The following is a 17,516-nucleotide window of genomic DNA, read 5'->3' as shown; positions in this document are numbered from 1 at the left end:
ACGCACGAGAGCCAGGGCACACCCCAGGCACAAGGTCTGAGCGTACCTACCTCATTCGCTGCGGTCAAAACAAATGGGCGCCGCCCGCATCACTATGCGGAACATGTCAAGACCCCATGCCGCATCTGATCTTCGAATCCACTGCCGACGATCTTCTGTTACGGGGGTTCGCGCAGGTGGGCCGGGGGACACCGGCCCCGCCGCGATGGGGATCGCGACGATGAGCGCCCACCCCACGCCCCATCCGCGACCGGCAGCCCGTGCGAGGACCAACTCCGCATGATCCGGGCCCGGATGGACCATGGCCAGCCTACTCCTCAGGCATCGCGGGCCAACGAACGATGACATCTGGCCCACGAGCCGCATCGAGCACCTGGGGTCCCGTGCACGGACCTGGATCGGACACGTGCGCCGGGCTGAGGTCGTGGCCCCGTGCCGTACGCGCTCGCCCCCGTCGGGCGCCGCTCCGAGCCGCTGGCCGACGAACACGCGGGCGCGCCGACCGACCCACGGCGGTGTGCAGTTCGTCGAGGAGAGCCCCGCTGACAGCCCCCGCACACGCCGAAGGGCGGCCACCCCACAGGGTGACCGCCCTTCAGTGCTTCAGACGTACGCCTTACTGGTTGTACGGACCGTAGTCGTAGTCCTCCAGCGGCACGGCCTGGCCGGAGCCCGTGCCGAACGGCGAGTAGTCGATGTCGTCGTAGCCCACGGCCGAGTACATCGCGGCCTTGGCCTCCTCGGTCGGCTCGACCCGGATGTTGCGGTAGCGGGACAGACCCGTACCGGCCGGGATGAGCTTACCGATGATGACGTTCTCCTTGAGGCCGATCAGGGAGTCGGACTTGGCGTTGATCGCCGCGTCCGTGAGGACCCTGGTCGTCTCCTGGAAGGACGCCGCCGACAGCCACGACTCGGTCGCCAGCGAGGCCTTGGTGATACCCATCAGCTGCGGACGGCCGGAGGCCGGGTGGCCGCCTTCCTGGACCACACGACGGTTCTCGGTCTCGAACTTCGAGCGCTCCACGAGCTCGCCGGGCAGCAGCTCGGCGTCGCCGGACTCGATGATCGTCACACGGCGCAGCATCTGCCGGATGATGATCTCGATGTGCTTGTCGTGGATCGACACGCCCTGCGAGTTGTAGACCTTCTGGACCTCGCCGACCAGGTGGACCTGGACGGCACGCTGACCCAGGATGCGCAGCACGTCGTGCGGGTTGGTGGCACCCACGGTGAGCTGCTGGCCCACCTCGACATGGTCGCCCTCACGGACCAGGACCTTGGCACGCTTCGAGATCGGGAACGCCGTCTCGTCGCTGCCGTCGTCCGGGGTGACGACGAGCTTCTTGGTCTTCTCGGTCTCCTCGATCCGCACGCGGCCGGAGGCCTCGGAGATCGGGGCGACACCCTTCGGGGTACGGGCCTCGAAGAGCTCGACGACACGGGGCAGACCCTGGGTGATGTCGTCACCGGCCACACCACCGGTGTGGAAGGTACGCATCGTCAGCTGGGTACCGGGCTCACCGATGGACTGGGCGGCGATGATGCCGACCGCCTCACCGATGTCGACCAGCTTGCCGGTGGCCAGCGAGCGGCCGTAGCACATGGCGCAGGTGCCGACGGCGGACTCGCAGGTCAGGATCGAACGGGTCTTGACCTGCTCGATCCCGTGGTGCACCAGCTGGTCGATGAGCACGTCGCCGAGGTCCACGTTGGCCGGTGCGATCACCTTGCCGTCGATGACGACGTCCTCGGCGAGCATGCGGGCGTAGACGCTGGTCTCGACGTCACCGGTCTTGCGCAGCGTGCCGTCGGCACCGCGCTCGGCGATCTTCAGCTTCAGACCGCGCTCGGTGCCGCAGTCCTCCTCGCGGATGATGACGTCCTGCGAGACGTCGACCAGACGACGGGTGAGGTAACCCGAGTCGGCGGTACGCAGAGCGGTGTCCGCCAGACCCTTACGGGCACCGTGCGTGGAGATGAAGTACTCCAGCACGGACAGACCCTCACGGAACGACGCCTTGATGGGCCGCGGGATGGTCTCGTTCTTGGCGTTCGACACCAGACCGCGCATACCGGCGATCTGGCGCATCTGCATCATGTTTCCTCGGGCACCCGAGTTCACCATCATGAAGATGGGGTTGGTCTTCGGGAAGTTCTCGTTCATGGCCTCGGCGACCTCGTTGGTCGCGTTGGTCCAGATCCCGATGAGCTCCTGGGTGCGCTCGTCCTTGGTGATCAGACCGCGCTCGTACTGCTTCTGGATCTTCTCGTCCGCGGCCTCCCACTTGGCGACGATCTCCTTCTTCGCCTCGGGGACGACGACGTCGGAGATGGCCACGGTGACACCGGAACGGGTCGCCCAGAAGAAGCCGGCCGCCTTCAGGTTGTCGAGCGTCGCCGCCACGATGACCTTGGGGTAGCGCTCGGCGAGGTCGTTGACGATCTCGGAGAGCTGCTTCTTGCCGACCTCGTAGTCGACGAACGGGTAGTCCTCGGGCAGCAGCTCGTTGAAGAGCGCGCGGCCCAGCGTGGTGTTCAGCCGGAAGCTGTCACCCTGCTGCCACTCCGGCTCGCCCTCCTCCTGAACCGGCGGGGTCCAGCCACGCGGCGGGATGGTGCCCACCGGGAAGCGGATGTCCACGCGCGACTGCAGCGAGAGCTCGCCGGCGTCGAACGCCATGATCGCCTCGGCCACGGACGAGAACGAACGCTCCTCGCCCTTGACCTCCCGCATCTCACCGTCGGTGGTGAGGAAGAACAGACCGAGGACCATGTCCTGGGTCGGCATCGTCACCGGACGGCCGTCGGCGGGCTTGAGGATGTTGTTCGAGGACAGCATCAGGATGCGGGCCTCGGCCTGCGCCTCCGCGGACAGCGGCAGGTGCACGGCCATCTGGTCACCGTCGAAGTCCGCGTTGAACGCGGTGCAGACGAGCGGGTGGATCTGGATGGCCTTGCCCTCGACCAGCTGCGGCTCGAAGGCCTGGATGCCGAGGCGGTGCAGCGTGGGCGCACGGTTCAGCAGAACCGGGTGCTCCGCGATGACCTCTTCCAGCACGTCGTACACGACCGTACGGCCGCGCTCGACCATGCGCTTGGCGCTCTTGATGTTCTGCGCGTGGTTCAGGTCCACCAGGCGCTTCATCACGAACGGCTTGAAGAGCTCCAGCGCCATCGCCTTCGGCAGACCGCACTGGTGCAGCTTCAGCTGCGGACCGACGACGATCACGGAACGGGCCGAGTAGTCGACGCGCTTGCCGAGCAGGTTCTGACGGAAACGACCCTGCTTGCCCTTCAGCATGTCGCTGAGGGACTTCAGCGGACGGTTACCGGGACCGGTGACCGGACGGCCGCGGCGGCCGTTGTCGAAGAGGGCGTCAACAGCCTCCTGAAGCATGCGCTTCTCGTTGTTGACGATGATCTCCGGGGCACCGAGGTCCAGGAGCCTCTTCAGACGGTTGTTGCGGTTGATGACACGGCGGTACAGGTCGTTCAGGTCGGAGGTCGCGAAGCGGCCACCGTCCAGCTGCACCATCGGACGCAGGTCCGGCGGGATGACCGGCACGCAGTCGAGCACCATGCCCTTGGGGCTGTTGCTGGTCTGCAGGAACGCGGAGACGACCTTCAGGCGCTTGAGCGCACGGGTCTTCTTCTGGCCCTTGCCGGTACGGATGATCTCGCGGAGGCGCTCGGCCTCCTCGTCCAGGTCGAAGGACTCCAGGCGCTTCTGCAGCGCCGCGGCACCCATCGAACCGTCGAAGTACGTGCCGAAGCGGTCACGCAGCTCGCGGTAGAGGAGCTCGTCGCCCTCCAGGTCCTGGACCTTGAGGTTCTTGAACCGGGTCCAGACCTCGTCGAGGCGGTCGATCTCGCGCTGCGCACGGTCGCGCAGCTGCTTCATCTCACGCTCGGCGCCCTCGCGCACCTTGCGGCGCACGTCGGCCTTTGCGCCCTCGGCCTCCAGCTCGGCCAGGTCGGTCTCGAGCTTCTTGGCGCGGGCCTCCAGGTCGGCGTCCCGGCGGTTCTCGATCTGCTGCCGCTCGACGGAGACGTGCGCCTCCAGGGAGGGCAGGTCGCGCGTACGGCGCTCCTCGTCGACGTACGTGATCATGTACGCCGCGAAGTAGATGACCTTCTCCAGGTCCTTCGGAGCGAGGTCGAGCAGGTAGCCGAGGCGCGAGGGAACGCCCTTGAAGTACCAGATGTGCGTGACGGGAGCGGCCAGCTCGATGTGGCCCATCCGCTCACGGCGCACCTTGGCGCGAGTCACCTCGACGCCGCAGCGCTCACAGATGATGCCCTTGAAGCGGACGCGCTTGTACTTGCCGCAGTAGCACTCCCAGTCCCGGGTGGGGCCGAAGATCTTCTCGCAGAAGAGTCCGTCCTTTTCGGGCTTGAGGGTGCGGTAGTTGATGGTCTCGGGCTTCTTGACCTCGCCGTGGCTCCACTGACGGATGTCGTCAGCGGTGGCCAGGCCGATCCGGAGCTCGTCGAAGAAGTTGACGTCGAGCACTATGCGTCAATCCCTCTCAGGGTTGTAAGTCTTGGGGTCTGAAACGGGGGTCCCGGGGCCGGCGGACCCTGATCGCTCAAGGTCCGCCGAACTCCCGTCAGACCTCTTCGACGCTGCTCGGCTCGCGCCGGGACAGGTCGATGCCGAGCTCCTCCGCAGCGCGGAAGACGTCCTCGTCGGTGTCACGCATCTCGATGGACATACCGTCGCTGGACAGCACCTCCACGTTCAGGCAAAGGGACTGCATCTCCTTGATGAGCACCTTGAAGGACTCGGGGATGCCGGGCTCGGGGATGTTCTCGCCCTTGACGATGGCCTCGTAGACCTTCACGCGGCCGGTGACGTCGTCGGACTTGATGGTCAGCAGCTCCTGGAGGGCGTACGCGGCGCCATAGGCCTCCAGCGCCCACACCTCCATCTCGCCGAACCGCTGGCCACCGAACTGGGCCTTACCACCCAGCGGCTGCTGGGTGATCATCGAGTACGGGCCGGTCGAGCGGGCGTGCAGCTTGTCGTCGACCAGGTGGTGCAGCTTGAGGATGTACATGTAGCCGACCGAGATCGGCTCCGGGAACGGCTCGCCGGAGCGGCCGTCGAACAGCGGCGCCTTGCCGGACGGGAGCACCATGCGCTCGCCGTCGCGGTTCGGGATCGTGTGGTTCAGCAGACCCGCGAGCTCGTCCTCGCGCGCACCGTCGAAGACGGGGGTCGCGACGTTCGTGCCCGGGTCGACCCGGTCGGCCTCGATGGCCTGCAGGCGCTGCGCCCAGTCGTCCGCGAGGCCGGAGACGTCCCAGCCGCGGCTGGCGAGCCAGCCGAGGTGGATCTCCAGGACCTGTCCCGGGTTCATTCGGGACGGGACGCCCAGCGGGTTGAGGATGATGTCGACCGGGGTGCCGTCCTCCAGGAACGGCATGTCCTCGATCGGCAGGATCTTGGAGATGACACCCTTGTTGCCGTGACGGCCGGCGAGCTTGTCACCATCGGTGATCTTGCGCTTCTGCGCCACGTACACGCGCACCAGCTGGTTCACACCGGGGGGAAGCTCGTCGCCCTCCTCGCGGTCGAAGACGCGGACGCCGATGACCTTGCCGGTCTCGCCGTGCGGCACCTTCAGCGAGGTGTCACGGACCTCACGGGCCTTCTCACCGAAGATCGCGCGCAGCAGGCGCTCCTCCGGCGTCAGCTCGGTCTCACCCTTCGGGGTCACCTTGCCGACGAGGATGTCACCGGCGATGACCTCGGCACCGATGCGGATGATGCCGCGCTCGTCGAGGTCGGCGAGGACCTCCTCGGAGACGTTCGGGATGTCCCGGGTGATCTCCTCGGGGCCGAGCTTGGTGTCACGGGCGTCGACCTCGTGCTCCTCGATGTGGATCGAGGAGAGGACGTCGTCCTGCACGAGGCGCTGCGACAGGATGATCGCGTCCTCGTAGTTGTGACCCTCCCACGGCATGAACGCGACGAGCAGGTTCTTGCCGAGCGCCATCTCGCCGTTCTGGGTGGCCGGGCCGTCGGCGAGGACCTGGCCCTCGATGACGCGGTCGCCCTCGTTGACGATGACCTTCTGGTTGACCGAGGTGCCCTGGTTGGAGCGGGCGAACTTGGCCAGGCGGTACGTGATGTACGTGCCGTCGTCGTTGGCCGTGGTGATGTAGTCCGCGGAGACCTCCTGGACCACACCCGCCTTCTCGGCCTTGACCACGTCGCCGGCGTCGACGGCGGAGCGGTACTCCATGCCGGTGCCGACGAGCGGGGACTCGGACTTGATCAGCGGCACGGCCTGACGCATCATGTTCGCGCCCATGAGGGCACGGTTGGCGTCGTCGTGCTCGAGGAAGGGGATCATGGCGGTCGCGACCGACACCATCTGGCGCGGCGAGACGTCCATGTAGTCGACGTCCTCGGGGCTGACGTAGTCGACCTCACCGCCACGGCGGCGCACCAGGACGCGCGCCTCGGCGAAGCGGAGCTCGTCCGTCAGCGTGGCGTTGGCCTGCGCGATGACGTACCGGTCCTCTTCGTCGGCCGTGAGGTAGTCGACCTCGTCGGTGACCTGACCGTTGTTGACCTTGCGGTACGGGGTCTCGACGAAACCGAACGCGTTGACCCGGCCGTACGAGGCCAGCGAGCCGATCAGACCGATGTTCGGGCCTTCAGGGGTCTCGATCGGGCACATGCGGCCGTAGTGCGACGGGTGCACGTCACGGACCTCGAAGCCGGCCCGCTCACGGGAGAGACCACCCGGACCAAGGGCCGACAGACGGCGCTTGTGGGTGAGACCCGACAGCGGGTTGTTCTGGTCCATGAACTGCGACAGCTGGCTGGTGCCGAAGAACTCCTTGATGGAGGCGACGACCGGCCGGATGTTGATCAGCGTCTGCGGCGTGATCGCCTCGACGTCCTGCGTGGTCATGCGCTCGCGGACGACACGCTCCATACGCGCCAGACCCGTACGGACCTGGTTCTGGATGAGCTCGCCGACGTTGCGCAGACGACGGTTGCCGAAGTGGTCGATGTCGTCGGTCTCGACGACGATCTGCGTGCCGTTGTCGCCGACCGTCTCGATCTCGCCCGCGTGCAGCTTCACCAGGTACTTGATCGTCGAGATGACGTCCTCGACGGTCAGGACGCCCGCGTCGAGCGGAGCGTCCGCACCCAGCTTCTTGTTGACCTTGTAGCGGCCGACCTTGGCGAGGTCGTAGCGCTTGGGGTTGAAGTACAGGTTCTCCAGCAGCGTCTGCGCGGCCTCACGCGTGGGGGGCTCGCCCGGACGCAGCTTGCGGTAGATGTCGAGCAGCGCGTCGTCCTGGCCCTGGGTGTGGTCCTTCTCCAGGGTGGCGCGCATGGACTCGTACTCGCCGAACTCCTCGAGGATCTGCTCGGTGGTCCAGCCGAGCGCCTTGAGGAGGACGGTCACGGACTGCTTGCGCTTGCGGTCGATGCGGACACCGACCATGTCGCGCTTGTCGATCTCCATCTCCAGCCAGGCACCCCGGGACGGGATGATCTTGGCGGAGAAGATGTCCTTGTCGGACGTCTTGTCGATCGAGGAGTCGAAGTAGACACCGGGCGAACGGACCAGCTGCGACACCACGACACGCTCGGTGCCGTTGATGACGAACGTGCCCTTGTTCGTCATGAGCGGGAAGTCGCCCATGAAGACGGTCTGGGACTTGATCTCGCCGGTCTCATTGTTGGTGAACTCGGCCGTGACGAAGAGGGGCGCGGCGTAGGTGAAGTCGCGCTCCTTGCACTCGTCGATGGAGTTCTTCGGCGGCTCGAAGCGGTGGTCGCGGAACGTCAGCGACATCGACCCGGAGAAGTCCTCGATCGGGGAGATCTCCTCGAAGATCTCCTCCAGACCGGACTTGGTGGGGACGTCCTGACCGGACTCCAGAGCCTCCTCGACCCGACTCTGCCAGGCGGTGTTGCCGAGCAGCCAGTCGAAGCTCTCGGTCTGCAGCGCGAGCAGGTTGGGAACCTCGAGAGGCTCCTTGATCTTTGCAAAGGAGATGCGCAGCGGGGCGGTGCTGGCGCCGTTGTTCATATTCGCGTTCGAGGCAGTGCGCGAGGCGGCCAAGAGGGGGTCCTTCCGAGGGCTCGGACTCACTACGCGCGTACCGGCCCCCTCGACCACACACAGAGAAGGAAAGTCCCAGGTCAGGGACGCTTCAATCGTCGGTGCTCGGGCGAGGGCAGGTTCCTGGTGACGGGCAGGAAACAGCTAACAGGCAGCGCAAAGGGTCAGTGTAGCCACTTGGCCCACTGATGTCCAGTGCGGGTTTGCGGACCTTCGAAAACCCTCGTTGTTCGTCAACACCTGCGACAAGCCACGCCCTCGATGCACATCGATACTTCCCTCTTCGTCGTCGATCCATGCCTCGGATGCGGATCGTTGTGACGACGCGTCCTGAGAATTGCGCGCTGCGTGCAGTTCGTCAAGGCCCCCTAGCCCGAACCGCGTGCCGCGATCGTCACTCGCAGCGGGTCACCGGGGTGCCCGGAGGCACAACGAAGATCACCATACTCGTCGGAACCCACAGTGCAAGGCAGCCGTCCGACAACGTCCGGAACGCCGAAGGGCGACCACCCACTTGGGTGATCGCCCTTCAGTGCATCCGCGTTACAGCTCCCGGAGGAACTGCGCGGCGTCAGGATCCGTACGGACCCTTGAGGCCTTACTTGACCTCGACGGAGGCGCCGGCGCCCTTGAGGGACTCGGCGGCCTTCTCGGCGGCGTCCTTGGCGACCTTCTCGAGGACGGGCTTCGGGGCGCCGTCCACCAGGTCCTTGGCCTCCTTCAGGCCGAGCGAGGTCAGCTCACGCACGACCTTGATGACCTGGATCTTCTTGTCGCCGGCACCGGTGAGGATGACGTCGAACTCGTCCTTCTCCTCCTCGACCGGGGCGGCGGCGGCCGGACCGGCCGGACCCGCGACGGCGACCGCGGCGGCGGCGGTGACGTCGAACTTCTCCTCGAACGCCTTCACGAACTCGGAGAGCTGGATGAGGGTCATGCCCTCGAACTCGGCGAGCAGTTCGTCCTGGGTGAGAGCCACGATGGCTTTCCTTCCACTAATTCGGCTGGTGCCGGATGTACATGTCTGGCGGGCGTACGTTCGGCCCGCTACGACCGTTGCCTTCGGCGGGCTGCCTCAGGCGGCGGTCATTTCGCGAGCCGAATTACTCGGCACCGCCCTGCTCGTCCTGCTTGGCACGAAGCGCGTCCACGGTGCGGACGAGCTTCGACGGGAGCGCCTGGAAGACCTGAGCAGCCTGCGTCTGCTTGCCCTTCAGGGCGCCCGCCAGCTTGGCGAGCAGAACCTCGCGGGACTCGAGGTCCGCAAGCTTCTTGATCTCGTCGGCGGACAGCGCCTTGCCGTCAAGGACACCGCCCTTGATGACGAGGTTCGGGTTGTCCTTGGCGAAGTCACGAAGACCCTTGGCCGACTCCACCGGGTCACCGGTGACGAAGGCGACCGCCGTCGGACCGTTGAACAGGTCGTCGAGCGTGTTGATCCCGGCCGCGTTGGCCGCGATCTTGGTCAGCGTGTTCTTCACCACGGCGTACTCGGAGTTCTCACCGAGCGAACGGCGCAGCGTCTTGAGCTGGGCCACGGTGAGACCCCGGTACTCGGTCAGCACAGCGGCGTTCGAGCTGCGGAACTTGTCCGTGAGCTCGGCTACCGCGGCAGCCTTGTCGGGCGTCGGCATAGAGCGTCGGCCTCCTTCCGGGTGATGAGGACCGCTCGGAAGGGGCCGGCATAAACGAAACGCCCCGGCGCAGGCGCACGGGGCGTAGCTCGACCGGACGAATTCCATCTGGAAACGGAACCGGTCCAGGAGCACTTCCACAGTCACCTGCGCGGGTCGTCCGCAGTTCAAGCGGATCCTTCGGCCGCCGGGCCCTCCGAGGAGTGCCACGGCAACGACCAGCGGTCTTTGGCTTCTGGGTGAGCGTAGATGACACGGGGCGTGTCAAGCAAATCCGTTCGGCCGCGCCCCTGTGGACGGGGCGCGGCCGTGGGCGGACGTCAGCCCTGCTGGGCCGCCTCCATCATCTCGGCGAGGTCCATCGTGTCCTTGGCCGGCGGGGCCTCCACGGTCACCGGCTTGTTGTAGTCGAGGAACGTGATGGTCATGTCGAGCGGGCCCTTGTCGGCGTCGCCCTTCATGCGGAACTGCTTGGTGTGGTCCTCGTCGTCGATCCACATGTCCATCGTGAGGCTGTCGATGCCCATGTCCTCGTACTGCTTGATGGCCTTCTCACGCTGCTCGCGGGTGGCCTTGTCCTCGTCCTTGAGGGACGCGCGGAACTGGTCGAGGGTGACCGTGCCCTTGTAGTGGGTGGTCTCGACGCCGTCGACGGTCTCGGTGCCGACCTCCTTCACGTCCTTGGAGCCGGTGAGGAGGGTGGACTCCTGGGCCGGGTTCTTGTCGGCCTGGGCGCCCAGCGACTCGCCGCCCAGGGCGTCGGCGTCCTTCCCGAGCGCCTCCATGTCGAACTTGATCCAGCGCTTTCCGTCCATCTCCTTGGCGGCCTCGGCGCCTCCGTCGATGAACATGGCCTTGTCGACGAGCCTGATCTCGACCTCGTTGGCCTCGCTCTGGTCGAGCGCCGTCATCTTCATGCTCATGGCAATCGTGGGCTTCATGCGCATCTGCGCCTCGCCCTTGATGCGCCCCTCCTCCGGGACCTCGCCGGTCATCCGGTAGCTCAGAGACGTGATGTCGTCCGTGTTCTTCGCCGCCTTCGCCACGGCCGCCGCGGGCGTCATCTTCGGAGACTCCTCCTTCGCGGAGTCGCTCCCGGTCTCCTTCCCACAGGCGACCGCTCCACCGCTGAGCAGCAGGGCGGCGAGCGCCGCGCCCGTCACCTTCTGACGCATGGATCCGTACACAGAAATCCCCATGAGTCCCCCCAAGGAACGCTTGATCGATTCATAGCAAGACCGAGAGCGTATACCAGGCGGATACCTGTGTCCCCCGGACTTTCTCCCCACTCGGTGTGGCCCGCCTCACGCGCCCGGCAGGGGCGCTGGGCTACGTCATGGTGCGATGCGGTCGCCACCGTGAAAAGGGACGAGCCCCGCACCTCGAAAGGTTGCGGGGCTCGCTGACCGGAACGCCTGCGCGAACCGACTACCGAAAGGAGCGTAGGGCTCAGACGGCGGCCGGATCCTCCTCGGTGAGGAGGTTACGGGTGCGGTTGGGGTCGACCGGGACGCCGGGGCCGATCGTGGTGGTGATGGCGGCCTTCTTGATGTAGCGGCCCTTGGCGGCGGACGGCTTCAGACGGAGGATCTCCTCCAGCGCCGCGCCGTAGTTCTCCACCAGCTTGCTGTCGTCGAACGACGTCTTGCCGATGATGAAGTGCAGGTTCGAGTGCTTGTCGACGCGGAACTCGATCTTGCCGCCCTTGATGTCATTGACGGCCTTGGTGACGTCCGGGGTCACGGTGCCGGTCTTGGGGTTCGGCATGAGACCACGGGGACCGAGCACGCGGCCGAGGCGGCCGACCTTGCCCATGAGGTCCGGGGTGGCGACGACGGCGTCGAAGTCCAGACGGCCCTTCGACACCTCGTCGATCAGCTCGTCGGAGCCGACGATGTCGGCGCCCGCGGCGCGTGCGGCCTCGGCACGGTCACCGGTCGCGAAGACCAGGACCCGGGCGGTCTTACCGGTGCCGTGCGGGAGGTTCACGGTGCCACGGACCATCTGGTCGGCCTTGCGCGGGTCGACACCCAGGCGGAAGGCGACCTCGACGGTGCCGTCGAACTTGGTCGTGGACGTCTCCTTGGCGAGGCGGACGGCTTCGAGCGGGGCGTACAGCTTGTCCCGGTCGATCTTGGCGTCCGCAGCGCGGAGAGCCTTGCTGCGCTTGCTCACAACTGCTCCTGTGTGTTCTGAAAGGAGTCGTGGTACGGGCCGAGCAGGCCCTGCCACGTGCGGCTGCCTCTTCGGCAGCTGCATGGTTCTACGAAGGTGGGGTTCAGCCCTCGACCGTGACGCCCATGGAACGCGCGGTACCGGCGATGATCTTCGCGGCGGCGTCCAGGTCGTTGGCGTTGAGGTCGGGCAGCTTGGTCTGGGCGATCTCGCGGACCTGCGCCTCGGTGATCTTGGCGACCTTGGTCTTGTGCGGCTCGCCGGAGCCCTTCTCCACGCCCGCGGCCTTGAGGATCATCTTGGCGGCCGGCGGCGTCTTGGTGATGAAGGTGAAGGAGCGGTCCTCGTAGACCGTGATCTCCACCGGGATGACCCAACCGCGCTGCGACTCGGTCGCGGCGTTGTAGGCCTTGCAGAACTCCATGATGTTGACGCCGTGCTGACCCAGCGCCGGACCGACCGGCGGAGCCGGGTTCGCGGCACCGGCCTGGATCTGGAGCTTGATGAGCCCCGTGACCTTCTTCTTCTTGGGAGGCATTGCTCTCCGGGTCCTTTCGATTCGAGTGCGCCTCCGCCCGGGTCGCGTCCCGGATGAAGGCATACCGCGCAACGATAACGGGTATGGATGCGCGGCCAAAAACCGCGCAGGTCAGACCGGCTACGAGAGCCTGCCTGACCTGCGCGGAAGCGATAAGTCCAGAAGTCCGGGAGTTCCGGCCGTGGAACCAGTTCTTGTGGAACTAGTTCTTCTGGATCTGGTCGAAGCTGAGCTCGACCGGCGTCTCGCGGCCGAAGATCTCGACAAGACCCTTGACCTTCTTCGAGTCGGGGTTGATCTCGTTGATCGTCGCCTGGAGCGTGGCGAACGGGCCGTCGGTGACGGTGACCGAGTCGCCGACCTCGAAGTCCAGCACCTGAACCTCGACCTTGCGGGCCGGAGCCGGCTTGCCCTCGGCCTCGGCGGCCTCACGGGCGGCCTTCTCCTCGGCCTCCGGGGCGAGCATCTTGACGATCTCGTCGAGCGTCAGCGGATACGGGTCGTAGGCGTTACCCACGAAGCCGGTGACGCCGGGCGTGTTGCGGACGACGCCCCAGGACTCGTTCGTCAGGTCCATGCGCACCAGGACGTAGCCGGGGAGCTTGTTCTGACGGATGGTCTTACGGTCGCCGTTCTTGATCTGGACGACCTCCTCCTGCGGCACCTCGGCCTGGAAGATGTAGTCCTCGACGTTCAGCGAGACGGCGCGCTGCTCCAGGTTGGTCTTCACGCGGTTCTCGTAGCCGGCGTACGTGTGGATGACGTACCACTCGCCGGGCAGCGTCCGCAGTTCCTCGCGCAGCGCGGTGACGGGGTCGACGGGCTCGGCCTCCTCCGCGGGGGCCTCACTCTCGTCCTCGTCCTCGGCATGCACGGCGGCTTCCTCGGCCGGCTTTCCCGCCTTGGCTTCGGCAGCCTCGTCCTCGTCGACCTCGTCCGCTCCCTTGACGATGTCGAGCTCGTCGTCCACGGACTCGACACCTTCCCCACGAGGCTCGATGGCGTCGTTCACGTTCGGGTCAGACACGGTGGCTGCTTCTTCCTGGATTCATGGCGGTGGAACACGCGAAAGGGGCGCCTGGTACGGCGCCCTTCGCTTTCGGCTCAGCCGAAGACGTACTTGGCGGCCTTGTCGAGTCCGAAGTCAATCACAGTCACCAGACCGATCATGATGACGACGAAGACGATCACCACGGTCGTATACGTCGTCAGCTGAGAGCGGGTCGGCCAGACGACCTTGCGGAGCTCCGCAACGATCTGGCGGTAGAACAGGGCCAGGCGCTTGAAGGGGCCCTTCTTGGCGCGCTTGCCGCCCTTACGGGTCTTCTTCGACTCCGGCGCCTCATCCTGGGCATCAGGCATGTCGATGGAGCCCACGGCGTCCGTCACTCGTCCTCACCTGATTCCGGGTCGTGGCCGTGCCGCGCCCGGTCTGAGCCGCACGGCGGTGCAGTGCTGTACGTACATGCGCACACTTCCTGGCGTAAGGAGTGTGTTGCAGGGCCGGAGGGACTTGAACCCCCAACCGCTGGTTTTGGAGACCAGTGCTCTACCAATTGAGCTACGACCCTTTGGTTCCCCCCAAACGTACCGCATCCGCCCGAGTGCTCGGTGTGCACCGGGTGAGCGCGGCCCGCAGAGGCCAACGAGGAGAGAGTGTACGTGCTCCCGGGCCGGTCGTCGAACGGAAAGTGCCTGTGGATGCTTTCCCGGCGGAAGATCGGCGGCGGATCGCCCGGATAACGACCGTGCCGCCACCCACCTCCGGACGGTTGTTCCCATCCCGTCGGCCAGTCGGTTGCGGCCTGCCACGGCACCGAGGTCGCATCCGCTCAGGCAAGTGCCTTGGAGGCAAGCCGAGTCGGCCAGCAAGTGAAACCGGCGTGCCGCGGGCGTTTCGTGTCTGAAACGATGGGGTCATGAGCGCTGCTACCCCTCCCACCGAGCGCCGGGTCTCCGCCCGAGTCGGCGCGATCTCCGAGTCCGCCACCCTCGCCGTGGACGCCAAGGCCAAGGCCCTCAAGGCCGCCGGGCGTCCGGTGATCGGCTTCGGCGCCGGCGAGCCCGACTTCCCGACCCCGGACTACATCGTCGAGGCGGCCGTCGAGGCCTGCAAGAACCCGAAGTACCACCGCTACACGCCTGCGGGCGGTCTGCCCGAGCTGAAGGCCGCGATCGCCGCGAAGACGCTGCGGGACTCGGGTTACGAGGTCGACGCCTCCCAGATCCTGGTCACCAACGGCGGCAAGCAGGCCATCTACGAGGCCTTCGCCGCGATCCTCGACCCGGGCGACGAGGTCATCGTCCCGGCGCCGTACTGGACGACGTACCCGGAGTCGATCCGCCTCGCGGGCGGTGTCCCGGTCGAGGTCGTCGCGGACGAGACCACGGGCTACCGGGTCTCGGTCGAGCAGTTGGAGGCCGCCCGCACGGAGAAGACCAAGGTCGTCCTCTTCGTGTCGCCGTCCAACCCGACCGGCTCCGTGTACAGCGAGGCCGAGACCGAGGCGATCGGCCGCTGGGCCGTCGAGCACGGCCTGTGGGTGCTCACGGACGAGATCTACGAGCACCTGGTCTACGGCGACGCGCGCTCCGTGTCCCTCCCCGCGATCCTGCCGGAGCTGCGTGACAAGTGCATCGTGGTCAACGGCGTCGCCAAGACATACGCCATGACCGGCTGGCGCGTGGGCTGGGTCATCGGCCCGAAGGACGTCGTCAAGGCCGCGACCAACCTCCAGTCGCACGCCACGTCCAACGTCTCGAACGTCGCCCAGGTGGCCGCGATCGCCGCCGTCTCGGGCGACCTGACGGCCGTCGCCAAGATGCGCGAGGCCTTCGACCGCCGCCGCCGGACCATCGTGCGGATGCTCAACGAGATCGACGGCGTGCTCTGCCCGGAGCCCGAGGGTGCCTTCTACGCGTACCCCTCCGTGAAGGGCCTCATCGGCAAGGAGATCCGCGGCAGGCGTCCGCAGAACAGCGTCGAGCTGGCCGCGCTCATCCTGGAGGAGGCCGAGGTCGCGGTCGTCCCGGGCGAGGCGTTCGGCACGCCGGGGTACCTGCGGCTGTCGTACGCGCTCGGTGACGAGGATCTCGTCGAGGGCGTGAGCCGCATCCAGAAGCTGCTGGCCGAGGCGACGGACTGACGTTTTCGTCGGTCCTGGGGACGTCGTTTTTGTTTTCGCGCTCCACGCGCGCGTGCCGCCTTCTTGAGCACCCCCTCACGTGAGGGGGTGCTCAAGAAGGCGGCTTTGTCGTCTTTGCGTGCGAGCAAGACCACGATCGGGGAAAGCGCTACCAATGCAGCGGCGGCGTACGGCACGATCCTTGAATGGAGCACGTACGTGATGTCTCTGAGCTGCCCAAGGCTCATCTGCACCTGCACTTCACCGGGTCGATGCGGCCCGGAACCGTCCTGGAACTCGCCGACAAGTACGGCGTGCGGCTGCCCGAGGCCCTGACCGGAGCACTGACCACCGGGGAGCCGCCGAAACTGCGGGCGACGGACGAGCGGGGCTGGTTCCGCTTCCAGCGGCTGTACGACGCGGCGCGGTCCTGCCTCAGAGAGCCCGAGGACATCCAGCGGCTGGTGCGCGAGGCCGCCGAGGAGGACATCAGGGACGGCTCCGGCTGGCTGGAGATCCAGGTCGACCCCACGTCGTACGCGCCCCGGCTGGGCGGGCTCATCCCGGCTCTGGAGGTCATCCTGGACGCGGTGGACACGACCGTGCGCGAGACGGGTCTCGGGATGCGTGTCCTCGTCGCCGCGAACCGTATGAAGCACCCGCTGGACGCGCGCACGCTGGCGCGGCTGGCTGTGCGGTACGCGGACCGCGGCATCGTCGGTTTCGGTCTCTCCAACGACGAGCGGCGGGGCATGGCGCGGGACTTCGACCGGGCGTTCGCGATCGCGCGGGACGGCGGGCTGCTGTCGGCACCGCACGGCGGTGAGCTGACCGGCCCGTCGTCGGTCCGGGACTGCCTGGACGATCTGCACGCCTCACGGATCGGGCACGGGGTGCGCGCGGCGGAGGACCCGCGGCTGCTGAGGCGGCTCGCAGAGAGGGGGGTCACCTGTGAGGTGTGCCCGGCCTCGAACGTCGCGCTCGGCGTCTACGAGAAGCCCGAGGACGTCCCCTTGAGGAAGCTGTTCGAGGCCGGGGTCCCGATGGCGCTCGGCGCGGACGACCCCCTGTTGTTCGGTTCGCGCCTCGCGGCCCAGTACGAGATCGCCCGCCGTCACCACGGTTTCACGGACGCCGAACTGGCCGAGCTGGCCCGCCAGTCGGTACGGGGCTCTGCGGCTCCGGACGACGTGAAGGCGAAGTTGCTGTCGGGGGTCGACGACTGGCTGGCCGCGTAAGTCCGGCTCAGCGGGGTCCGTCGGCGACCGAGACGCCGCGCAGGAGGGTGCGGGCCAGGGCGGGCGCGAAGGTGTCCAGGGGCGGGGGTGCGCCCTCCTCCGTGGCGTCGTAGGCGAACGCGCGCTGGGCGCAGGCGCCGAGGAGGAGCGAGGCGGCCGCGAAGGTGTCGGCGTCCGGGTGGATGCGGCCCGCGCGCTGTTCGGCGCGCAGGTACGCGTCCAGGCCCTGGATCGGCATGTGCGGACCCACTCCCATCTTCCGCATGGACTCCTCGTGCCGGCGCTTGAGCTGGGTCTCGGCGTACAGGGAGGCGGCGATCGGGAAGCTCTGCTCGTAGAAGAGAGCCGCCTGGCGGACGATCTCCGTGAGGTTCTCCTCGACGGTCCACTGCTCCGGCTCGGCGGTGAGCCTGTCAAGGAGTGGCCCGAGTCCGGGCAGCCGCTCCTGGAGCACACTGATGAAGAGCTCCTCCTTGCTCGCGAAGTACTTGTAGAGCGCGGCCTCCGAGCAGCCGGCAGCCCTGGCGATCTCCTTGGTGGTGGTCCGTGCGAGGCCCACGGTGAGCATCAGTTCGTGGGCGGCGTCGAGGATGCGGATCCGGGCGGGTTTCTGCTGCACGGCGCTCCCTGTGCGATACGTACTACGGAGGACTTGACGGGTGGGTGAGTGCTTACCCACCCTAGGGGTGAGTGAACACTTACCCACC

The 17,516-nt window shown here is 66.9% G+C and carries 12 protein-coding genes and 1 tRNA gene; 2 read left to right on the top strand and 11 right to left on the bottom strand.

Translation table 11 applies throughout. The annotated features are described in order from the left end of the window. Positions 1–616: 616 nt before the first annotated feature. The 10 genes from E0500_RS13035 to E0500_RS12990 all read right to left on the bottom strand — a co-directional run bounded on the left by E0500_RS13035 (position 617) and on the right by E0500_RS12990 (position 14,017). Positions 617–4,516, bottom strand: coding sequence for a DNA-directed RNA polymerase subunit beta' (locus tag E0500_RS13035; RefSeq protein ID WP_131561444.1), 3,900 nt, complete (start codon positions 4,514–4,516; stop codon positions 617–619). Positions 4,517–4,613: 97 nt separating this feature from the next. After that, the gene (gene rpoB / locus E0500_RS13030; RefSeq protein ID WP_131561442.1) at positions 4,614–8,099 is read right to left on the bottom strand and encodes a DNA-directed RNA polymerase subunit beta; all 3,486 of its coding nucleotides are present in this window, start codon (positions 8,097–8,099) and stop codon (positions 4,614–4,616) included. 598 nt (positions 8,100–8,697) lie between these two features. After that, positions 8,698–9,081 carry a 50S ribosomal protein L7/L12 gene (gene rplL / locus E0500_RS13025; protein ID WP_093499670.1) on the bottom strand — a complete coding sequence of 128 codons (384 nt, stop codon included), beginning with the start codon at positions 9,079–9,081 and terminating at the stop codon, positions 8,698–8,700. Positions 9,082–9,202: 121 nt separating this feature from the next. Further along, positions 9,203–9,733, bottom strand: a complete 531-nt coding sequence (rplJ, locus tag E0500_RS13020) for a 50S ribosomal protein L10 (protein ID WP_131561440.1) — start codon at positions 9,731–9,733, stop codon at positions 9,203–9,205. Positions 9,734–10,053: 320 nt separating this feature from the next. Then, positions 10,054–10,908 (bottom strand): DUF1396 domain-containing protein, encoded by an 855-nt coding sequence (locus tag E0500_RS13015; RefSeq protein WP_165934917.1) that lies wholly within the window; start codon positions 10,906–10,908, stop codon positions 10,054–10,056. Between the two features lie 274 nt (positions 10,909–11,182). Next, complete coding sequence (gene rplA / locus E0500_RS13010; RefSeq protein WP_131561436.1) at positions 11,183–11,908, bottom strand: 50S ribosomal protein L1; 726 nt, start codon at positions 11,906–11,908, stop codon at positions 11,183–11,185. 103 nt (positions 11,909–12,011) lie between these two features. Beyond that, on the bottom strand, positions 12,012–12,446 hold the full coding sequence (gene rplK / locus E0500_RS13005) for a 50S ribosomal protein L11 (RefSeq protein WP_019756559.1): 435 nt from the start codon (positions 12,444–12,446) through the stop codon (positions 12,012–12,014). A gap of 202 nt (positions 12,447–12,648) precedes the next feature. After that, on the bottom strand, positions 12,649–13,473 hold the full coding sequence (nusG, locus tag E0500_RS13000) for a transcription termination/antitermination protein NusG (RefSeq protein WP_131561434.1): 825 nt from the start codon (positions 13,471–13,473) through the stop codon (positions 12,649–12,651). A 77-nt stretch (positions 13,474–13,550) separates the two neighbouring features. Beyond that, positions 13,551–13,835 (bottom strand): preprotein translocase subunit SecE, encoded by a 285-nt coding sequence (gene secE, locus E0500_RS12995; protein ID WP_131561432.1) that lies wholly within the window; start codon positions 13,833–13,835, stop codon positions 13,551–13,553. Between the two features lie 109 nt (positions 13,836–13,944). Beyond that, positions 13,945–14,017: transfer RNA gene (locus E0500_RS12990), tRNA-Trp, on the bottom strand. A gap of 348 nt (positions 14,018–14,365) precedes the next feature. Here E0500_RS12990 and E0500_RS12985 point away from each other — a divergent pair. Beyond that, positions 14,366–15,592 (top strand): pyridoxal phosphate-dependent aminotransferase, encoded by a 1,227-nt coding sequence (locus E0500_RS12985; RefSeq protein ID WP_131561431.1) that lies wholly within the window; start codon positions 14,366–14,368, stop codon positions 15,590–15,592. Between the two features lie 185 nt (positions 15,593–15,777). Next, complete coding sequence (locus E0500_RS12980; protein WP_131561429.1) at positions 15,778–16,809, top strand: adenosine deaminase; 1,032 nt, start codon at positions 15,778–15,780, stop codon at positions 16,807–16,809. Positions 16,810–16,816: 7 nt separating this feature from the next. Here the strand turns inward: E0500_RS12980 and E0500_RS12975 are convergent, their stop codons facing one another. Then, a complete protein-coding gene (locus E0500_RS12975) occupies positions 16,817–17,428 on the bottom strand; it encodes a TetR/AcrR family transcriptional regulator (protein WP_131561427.1) in 612 nt (203 codons plus the stop codon). Positions 17,429–17,516: the final 88 nt, after the last annotated feature.

It is taken from the genome of Streptomyces sp. KM273126, from assembly GCF_004337435.2.
GTDB lineage: Bacteria > Actinomycetota > Actinomycetes > Streptomycetales > Streptomycetaceae > Streptomyces > Streptomyces acidicola.
This window is presented reverse-complemented; position numbering and strand designations above follow the sequence as displayed.

Bases quoted from the DNA above. Each gene is read 5' to 3' on its own strand.
- E0500_RS13015 (WP_165934917.1), bottom strand. From the start codon at position 10,908: ATGCGTCAGAAGGTGACGGGCGCGGCGCTCGCCGCCCTGCTGCTCAGC.
- rplK (WP_019756559.1), bottom strand. From the start codon at position 12,446: ATGCCTCCCAAGAAGAAGAAGGTCACGGGGCTCATCAAGCTCCAGATC.
- rplJ (WP_131561440.1), bottom strand. From the start codon at position 9,733: ATGCCGACGCCCGACAAGGCTGCCGCGGTAGCCGAGCTCACGGACAAG.
- E0500_RS12980 (WP_131561429.1), top strand. From the start codon at position 15,778: ATGGAGCACGTACGTGATGTCTCTGAGCTGCCCAAGGCTCATCTGCAC.
- E0500_RS12985 (WP_131561431.1), top strand. From the start codon at position 14,366: ATGAGCGCTGCTACCCCTCCCACCGAGCGCCGGGTCTCCGCCCGAGTC.